Raw genomic sequence first — 8,519 nt, forward strand, 5'->3', positions numbered from 1 at the left:
TCGCTTATCTAGTATACCTTATTCTTCGATTCGTTTCAGTAGAATCACTGCTTGACAAGCGATTCCCTCTTCTCGCCCCGTAAAACCTAACCATTCCGTTGTCGTTGCCTTGACATTGATCTGTTCAATGTCCGCTTCGAGTAATTCCGCGATTCGCGCACGCATCGTGTCGATGTACGGACGAAGCTTTGGTGCCTGTGCGATGACTGTCGCATCTAGGTTGCCAAGCTCATACCCTTGTTGTTTAACGAGCGCGTAGACATGCTGCAGCAATTTTGCTGAATCGGCATCCTTGAATTCCGGATCCGTGTCCGGAAAATGTTTTCCGATATCTCCTGCTGCGATTGCACCAAGTGCCGCGTCGGCAATCGTATGTAACAAGACGTCTGCATCCGAATGACCGAGCAATCCTTTCGTGTGCGGAATCTCGATGCCGCCTAAAATCAATTTCCGATCCTCTGCAAAGGCATGTACATCAAAACCTTGTCCAATTCGAATCATCGTCATTTCCCTCGTTTCATTAGAATCGCTTCACCGAACCATAGATCGTCCGGTGTCGTCATCTTGATATTTTCGTAGTGACCGTGGACGATCGTTACTTTTCCTCCGTCCCATTCTATCAAACTTGCATCATCGGTTCCTAGGTATTTCGTTGTCGCTTTTTCGTGAACCGTGCGAATCGTCGCAAGATCAAACGCTTGTGGTGTCTGCGCTGCCATCAGGTGTTCCCGCGGGACGGTCTCGCTGATATGGTTCGCTTCAACCCGTTTGACGGTGTCTTTGATCGGCACGGCAAGAATCGCTGCCTGATCTAGGACAGCCGCCTGGACGACCGCATGAATCGCTGCTTGTGAAATAAACGGTCGGGCCCCATCATGGATCAGAACGATTCCTTCGCCTTCTAACGCTTCAAGACCACGGAGCACACTTTCCTGACGTTCGGTACCACCCGCGACAAGTCTAATCGATGTCTTATAAGACGCGATAATACTTGTAAACCATTCCTGTTCTAGTGGATTGATCGCGAGGACGATTTCCGTACATGCCGGATCTGCCTCGAAGACATCCAGTGTCCAAGCAATGATTGGACGGTCTCTTAGTTCAAGCATCAATTTATTACGATCTGCGCCCATCCGCTTACCGGCACCGGCAGCGGGGATGACGACGCGATATGTGGCTGTAGACATCCCATTCCCTCTTTTCTCTCTCACTGATCATCGTGATCCATTCCATCACACCGAAAACGGACTCGATCATGAAATCGAATCCGTTGCGGGGTCTATCCGAATGCCTCTCGATGTCTCTCTAGGCATAGTGTCTCATTTTTCTTGTGGTTTCGCAAAAATCATTCGTCCAGCTGACGTCTGCAAGACACTCGTGACGACAACGCCAATCGTTTTCGAAATGAGGTGTTTTCCGCCTTCGACGACGACCATCGTCCCATCTTCGAGATAGGCAATGCCCTGTTTTTGTTCTTTTCCTTCCTTGATGACAAGAACGGTCATCTCTTCTCCTGGAATGACGACTTGTTTGACGGCATTCGCCAGGTCATTGATGTTAAGAACAGGAACATGTCGGACTTCACAGACTTTGTTCAAGTTATAGTCGTTCGTGACGACGATCCCTTTGACGAGTTCCGCGAGTTTAATCAGTTTGATGTCTACTTCCGGTACATCCTCGAAGTCGCCATCGTAAATTTCGACCTCAACACCGGGAATCTCTTGTAACTCTTTTAAGACATCGAGTCCACGACGTCCACGGTTTCGTTTCAACGTGTCCGAAGAATCGGCGATGTACTGCAACTCCCCAATGACGAATTGCGGAACGATCAGCTTTCCTTCGACGAAACCGGTCTTCGTGATATCCGTGATCCGCCCGTCGATGATGACGCTCGTATCGAGTACCTTACTGTTTGACTTAACTGGGGCGACGACTTCAGGTGCCGTCTTTTTCTCACTTTGGTTGCTACGTAAGAAGATTTTCGTCAATTCATGACGTTTACGATACCCGACTGTAAAGCCGAGATATCCGAATAACGCGGTCACGAAGATCGTTAAGACATTACTGAGGACAGGAATACCTACCAAATCAATCAATGTACTGACGAGGAAAGCCAGTACCAACCCAATCAACAAACCAAATGTTCCAAAAAAGAGATCTGCCACTGGGGCTTTGACGAGCCGTTCTTCTAAAAATCGGAGAAGTCGAATTACCGAATCCGTAATGAATAATCCAATTAATAAGAATATGAGTGCACCAATCGTTCCAGTTACGTATTCGCTCATCAACCACGAGGGGAATGTCGTATTCGTTGCCGTTTCAATTAATTGGAAGAACTGAGGAAGCAACAAGATCCCGAGGGCAAGTCCGAGTAATGCAAAAAATACCCGAATGACGATTTTCAATCTTCTCACCTCCTTTGCTTATTTTAAGTTCATTGTAACATGTACTGATTTGAACTACCTACGCCGGAAGGAGGGGAAACTGTTTACATATCCATTACAGTTCCCCCATTTTTTGCGTCATTCCAGCTTAAAACGGAATCGTTTCACGTAATGCTTCATCCACACTCTCGACACCGACGACCGTAATCCCGTCCGGATACGTCCAACCACCCAAGTTGTTTTTCGGAATGATCGCCCTCGTGAAACCGAGTTTAGCTGCTTCTGCTACACGTTGTTCAATCCGCGATACACGGCGAACCTCACCTGTCAATCCGACTTCACCAATGACGACATCCGTCGGACGCGTCGGCTTGTCACGGAAACTAGAAGCAATTGCCACACAAACGGCCAAGTCAATCGCCGGTTCATCAAGCTTCACACCACCGGCTGCCTTGAGGTACGCATCTTGTGTCTGAAGGAGAAGACCCGACCGTTTCTCAAGCACAGCCATCAATAAGGCTACCTTGTTTTGATCGATTCCGGTCGCCATCCGTCTTGGATTTCCGAATGACGTCGGTGAAATCAGTGCTTGCAGTTCGACAAGGACCGTCCGTGTCCCTTCCATGGAAGCGACGATCGTCGAACCGGATACACCGGACGTCCGCTCCTCGAGGAAAATTTCTGACGGATTCAAGACCTCTTCAAGACCAGACTCCCGCATCTCAAAAATTCCGATCTCATTCGTTGAACCAAATCGGTTTTTGACGGCACGCAGAATCCGGAACGTATGGTGACGTTCGCCTTCGAAATACAAGACAGCATCCACCATGTGCTCCAGTAAACGTGGTCCAGCAATCGAACCCTGTTTCGTGACGTGACCGACGATGAAGATCGCAATACCGCGACTCTTCGCAATTTTCATCAGCATCGCCGTACATTCACGTACCTGTGTCACGCTCCCGGGTGCGGACTGGATTTCATCAATGTAAACGGTTTGAATCGAGTCGATGATTAAAAAACGTGGCTGTTCTTCATCGACGACACGTTCAATCATGTTCATGTCCGTCTCACTCAGGACGAACAAATCCTGTGTCGGTAAGCCAAGCCGTTCCGCGCGCAATTTCGTTTGTTTGAGCGATTCTTCTCCTGAGATGTAGAGCACTTTTTCGCCGCGTTGGGCAAGACGTGCGCTCGTCTGCAATAAGATCGTCGACTTCCCGATCCCCGGATCTCCTCCAACAAGCACCATCGAACCTGGAACGATACCGCCTCCGAGGACACGGTCGAATTCACCACTTCCGGTAAAGACGCGACTCTCTTCTTGCGAGACGATGTTCGCGAGGCGCTCTGGCTTCAATTGTTTTGTCGTCGTATGAACGAAAGCAGCACCGCGCCGCCCTTTTTTCTCTTCGACGACTTCTTCGACCATCGTGTTCCATTCTCCGCACCCGGAACAACGTCCCATCCATTTCGGGGATTCGGTCCCACAGCTTTGACAAACGAATTTTGTTTTTAACTTAGCCAATCGATTCATCCTTTCTGTTTCAAAAAAAGAACCAGCTTCGCTCAGAAAGTGCGAAAGCTGGCCCTGTGCTCAGTGCTTATTCCGTTGCGGCAGAACTTACGTGATTCCGGCGAACGATGAATTCGTTCTCTTCGACATCAAGCGCAACACGTTCTCCTTTTTGGATATCGCCTGCGAGCAATGCTTCTGACAACCGGTCTTCCGCTTCCCGTTGAAGGGCACGACGGATTGGACGTGCGCCGTACTCTGGATCGTATCCGATATCGGCAATCTTCGAGAGGGCAGCTGGTGTCAATTCGAAATGAATTTCCTGTTCAGCCAAACGTTTTTCAAGGGTTTTCGCCATCAACTTCACGATCTCTTCGATGTGTTGTTTCTCGAGTGAGTGGAAGACGATCGTTTCATCAATCCGGTTCAAGAACTCTGGACGGAACGCCCGTTTGAGTTCTTCCATGACTTTATCTTTCATGTCTTTGTATTCGCGATCCGTATCTTCAGAAACAGCGAATCCGACATATTTATTACGTTTAAGGGCACTTGCACCGACGTTCGATGTCATGACGATGATCGTGTTACGGAAATCAACCGTCCGACCTTTCGAGTCTGTTAAGCGTCCATCATCAAGTACTTGCAAGAGAATGTTGAAGACTTCCGGGTGCGCCTTCTCGATTTCATCAAGTAAGATGACCGAGTATGGTTTCCGACGAACTTTTTCCGTCAATTGACCGCCTTCTTCGTAACCGACATATCCTGGAGGTGAACCGACGAGACGGCTCGTTGCATGTTTCTCCATGTACTCTGACATGTCGATCCGGATGATCGCATCCTCATCTCCGAACATCGCTTCGGCAACCGCACGGGCAAGTTCTGTCTTACCAACCCCAGTAGGACCGAGGAAGATGAACGAACCAATCGGACGTTTTGGATCTTTGAGTCCAGCACGTGCGCGACGGATGGCTTTTGAAATTGATTTAACGGCTTCATTTTGTCCGATGACACGATCGTGAAGGATTTCTTCGAGGCGAAGGAGACGATCCGTCTCTTCTTCCGCGATCTTCGTGACCGGTACACCTGTCCAGTTGGCAACGACTTGTGCGATGTCATCTTTTGTGACTTCAAGTTTTTCGTTGCCTTGTTTATTCTGCCATTCCTCTTTCAAACGCTCAAGCTCATCGCGTAATTTTTGTTCCGTATCGCGGAGGCTTGCTGCTTTTTCGAACTCTTGGCTTTGGACCGCTTCGTCCTTGTCCTTACGGATACCTTCGAGTTTTGCTTCGACTTCTTTTAAGTTCGGTGGTGCTGTGTATGAACGCAACCGAACTTTCGATGCCGCTTCATCAATCAAATCGATTGCTTTATCCGGAAGGAAACGATCCGAAATGTATCGATCTGACAATGTGACGGCTTCTTGAATCGCTTCGTCTGTGATCGTCACACGGTGGTGTGCTTCATAACGATCGCGAAGACCAAATAGGATTTGTGTTGCTTCATCCGTTGTTGGCTCTGCGACTTGGATCGGTTGGAAACGACGTTCGAGTGCCGCATCTTTCTCGATGTATTTCCGGTACTCATCAAGAGTCGTTGCTCCGATACACTGGAGTTCGCCTCGTGCGAGCGATGGTTTAAGGATGTTAGATGCATCGATCGCACCTTCTGCTCCACCCGCTCCGATCAATGTATGCAACTCATCGATGAAGAGAATGATGTTCCCCGCTTGACGAATCTCATCCATGACCTTTTTCAAACGATCTTCGAATTCACCACGGTATTTCGTACCAGCGACAAGTGTCCCCATGTCGAGTACCATAACACGTTTATTGCGTAACGTCTCCGGTACTTCATTGTTGATTATTTGTTGAGCGAGACCTTCGACGACAGCCGTTTTACCGACCCCTGGTTCCCCGATCAAGACCGGGTTATTTTTCGTACGGCGGCTCAAGACTTCGATGACACGTTGAATTTCTTTCGCACGACCGATAACTGGATCAAGACGTGTTTCGCGCGCTTGTTGTGTCAAATCACGAGCAAGACCATCAAGTGTTGGTGTTGCGACACCTGAACCTGCTTGCGACGCGTTTGCTGTCGTTTCGCTGTTCCCGAGCAACTGGAGTACTTGCTGACGGGCTTTTGAAAGACTGATACCTAAGTTATTCAAGACACGAGCAGCAACGCCCTCTCCTTCTCGGATCAATCCGAGCAAGAGGTGTTCTGTCCCGACGTAAGAGTGACCAAGTTTACGTGCCTCATCCATTGACAACTCGATGACCTTTTTCGCACGTGGTGTATAGTGAATCGTCGTTGCACCATCTTGTCCGCGACCGATCAATGCTTCGACTTCCATTTGAATTTTATCTGAACTGAGACCGAGTGCTGTTAATGCTTTCGCAGCAATTCCGTCTCCTTCACGTACAAGTCCGAGTAAAATGTGTTCTGTTCCGATATTGTGGTGCCCCAACCGTACTGCCTCTTCTTGAGCAAGTGCCAATACACGTTGTGCACGTTCTGTGAATCGTCCAAACATCATTATGCAAAACCTCCTTGTGTGTGATCCCTGTTTGTTTGTTCGGTTAACATCGTCCGGATTCGTTTCGCCCGTTCGATGTCCCGTTCTCTAGATGTTAATTGTTTCCCGAAATGCTTTTGTAGAAAACCTGTTTGTAATGAAACGAGCAGTTGATGAAAAAGATTTGGAGGCAGATTGACCTCTAGTCCCAGACTGTCTGCTAAGCGAACATCCGATAGTCGTTCCGTTGCTTCCCGCGCTGTAATCAGTCGAGCTGATGTCAGGATACCGTAGGAACGATATAGTCTGTCCTCTAGTTCTTCTTGATACATCTCCAATAATCCTTTTCGTGCTGCCTGTTCTGCTTCAATTAATGCTTCGACGGCAAATTGATAGTCCGTGATCAGCATATCCTCACTTGCCCCAAGCGTCCGTTGGTTCGAAAGTTGGAACATGCGACCAGAGGCATCGCTTCCCTCTCCGTAACGCCCACGAATCGCGAATCCGAGCTGTCGTAAGTGTTTGATATAGCCTTGAATCTGATTCGTCAGGACCAGTCCCGGTAAGTGCAACATCACGGAAGCACGAAGACCTGTTCCGACGTTACTCGGACATGTCGTTAAATAACCAAGCGTATCATCAAAAGCAATCTTAAAGCGTTCGCTGATCAAGCGATCGACTTGTTTTGCGATCCGAAACGCTTCTTCAAGCTGTAGCCCAGGTAATAATGTCTGGATCCGGAAATGATCCTCTTCGTTTACCATGACACTGATCTGCTCATCCTCACTAATGAAGAGTCCTGTCCGTGGATGACTCGCTAACGCCGGACTGATCAGATGCTTTTCTACTAAAGCGGTTCGCGTCAGGACATCCGCCTGATCGACACGACCAAATCGGAACCCTTTCATCCCGTTTAGTTGGCGTTCCGTCTCTTCAATGAGTGCATTGGCTTGTGCTTCTGACAACATCGTTGAGAACGGATAACGTGTCGTATTGCGCGCCAACCGAATCCGTGTCGAAACGACGATGTCGTCAAAGGGAGAAGATTGATTCATCGATTCGCTTAAAGGGTGTTGAAGCAACTCTTCAAACATGACGCAAATCCTCCTCGACACTCTCAATCTGTTGTTTTATGACTTCTGCTTCTTCATAATCTTCTGCTAAGATTTTGCGGTTGAGTTGTTCTTTGAGTCGACTAAGTTGCTGGTTTAATCGTTTCTCCACGGATTCCTCATCAGGGCGTGAACCATAATGTTGCGTATGACCGTGTTGGAACTGACGAACCATGCCGTCGACTTCGTCTTTGAAAAATGAATAACAAGTCGGGCAACCGACTTTACGAAGATGAAGCAATTGTTGACGGCTCATACCACAAGACGGACATGCCGTCCCTTGATATTCACGTGCTAACTCCCGTACACAAACCGAGCATAAGAACTTCTCATCGGTTTCCGATTCTTGTGGGAGTTTGACACGGACGATTGCTTCTCGTTCGCCACATCGTTGACAACGCATCGTGCATTCCTCCAATGTCCGACGACTAGAGTCGCTTCATGGTTTGAAGAAGCGTCCGCATCAAGTGGGCACGCATCCGGTGTTGATCTTCGACCGCCATTGGCAAACTCTCTTTTTGCAACAGCGATTGAATCAAAATAGCTTCCCGCCGCGTCAATAATTGTTCGTTCATCAAACGAATCAAATAATCTTCTGCAGCTTGTTCCGTCAAATGATCACCGATCCATGAACTGACTTCGTCTAATAGATCGTGACTATCGAGCACAACGATTTTTTGAATCCGAATGTATCCACCGCCGCCCCGCTTACTTTCAACAAAATAACCCTTTTCGACCGTAAAACGAGTATTAATGACGTAATTGATTTGTGATGGAACACAGTCAAAACGTTGTGCAATTTCTTGACGTTTGATTTCAATCGTCTTTTCGTCGTGTAAAATTTGCTTTAAATAGGCTTCGATGATATCTGTGATGTTTTGCATTGGCACCACCTCTCTGACCATCTTTGACTATTGTTTGATTTAATAGTAATCATCTAAAAAAAGAAATGCAACTGATAAGGCTTTTTAGAAAACACAAAAAGACCGACCTGC

The 8,519-nt window shown here is 47.9% G+C and carries 8 protein-coding genes; all 8 read right to left on the reverse strand.

The features are described 5' to 3' along the window. Window positions 1–18: 18 nt before the first annotated feature. Complete coding sequence (gene ispF / locus B4C70_RS15105) at window positions 19–501, reverse strand: 2-C-methyl-D-erythritol 2,4-cyclodiphosphate synthase (RefSeq protein WP_029343079.1); 483 nt, start codon at window positions 499–501, stop codon at window positions 19–21. A gap of 2 nt (window positions 502–503) precedes the next feature. Then, window positions 504–1,187 (reverse strand): 2-C-methyl-D-erythritol 4-phosphate cytidylyltransferase, encoded by a 684-nt coding sequence (ispD, locus tag B4C70_RS15110; RefSeq protein ID WP_290780718.1) that lies wholly within the window; start codon window positions 1,185–1,187, stop codon window positions 504–506. A 132-nt stretch (window positions 1,188–1,319) separates the two neighbouring features. After that, complete coding sequence (locus B4C70_RS15115) at window positions 1,320–2,405, reverse strand: PIN/TRAM domain-containing protein (protein ID WP_290780721.1); 1,086 nt, start codon at window positions 2,403–2,405, stop codon at window positions 1,320–1,322. 127 nt (window positions 2,406–2,532) lie between these two features. Beyond that, window positions 2,533–3,909 carry a DNA repair protein RadA gene (gene radA / locus B4C70_RS15120; RefSeq protein ID WP_029343076.1) on the reverse strand — a complete coding sequence of 459 codons (1,377 nt, stop codon included), beginning with the start codon at window positions 3,907–3,909 and terminating at the stop codon, window positions 2,533–2,535. Between the two features lie 76 nt (window positions 3,910–3,985). Further along, window positions 3,986–6,433 carry an ATP-dependent protease ATP-binding subunit ClpC gene (gene clpC, locus B4C70_RS15125; protein WP_023466588.1) on the reverse strand — a complete coding sequence of 816 codons (2,448 nt, stop codon included), beginning with the start codon at window positions 6,431–6,433 and terminating at the stop codon, window positions 3,986–3,988. Beyond that, complete coding sequence (locus B4C70_RS15130) at window positions 6,433–7,506, reverse strand: ATP--guanido phosphotransferase (RefSeq protein WP_023466586.1); 1,074 nt, start codon at window positions 7,504–7,506, stop codon at window positions 6,433–6,435. Before B4C70_RS15130 ends, clpC begins: the two co-directional genes overlap by 1 nt. Then, a complete protein-coding gene (locus tag B4C70_RS15135) occupies window positions 7,499–7,927 on the reverse strand; it encodes a hypothetical protein (RefSeq protein WP_290780727.1) in 429 nt (142 codons plus the stop codon). Before B4C70_RS15135 ends, B4C70_RS15130 begins: the two co-directional genes overlap by 8 nt. 25 nt (window positions 7,928–7,952) lie before the next feature. Then, window positions 7,953–8,408, reverse strand: a complete 456-nt coding sequence (locus B4C70_RS15140; RefSeq protein WP_023466578.1) for a CtsR family transcriptional regulator — start codon at window positions 8,406–8,408, stop codon at window positions 7,953–7,955. Between the last annotated feature and the right edge of the window lie 111 nt (window positions 8,409–8,519).

The sequence above is a fragment of the Exiguobacterium sp. UBA5002 genome (assembly GCF_002396765.1).
Taxonomy (GTDB): Bacteria; Bacillota; Bacilli; order Exiguobacteriales; family Exiguobacteriaceae; genus Exiguobacterium_A.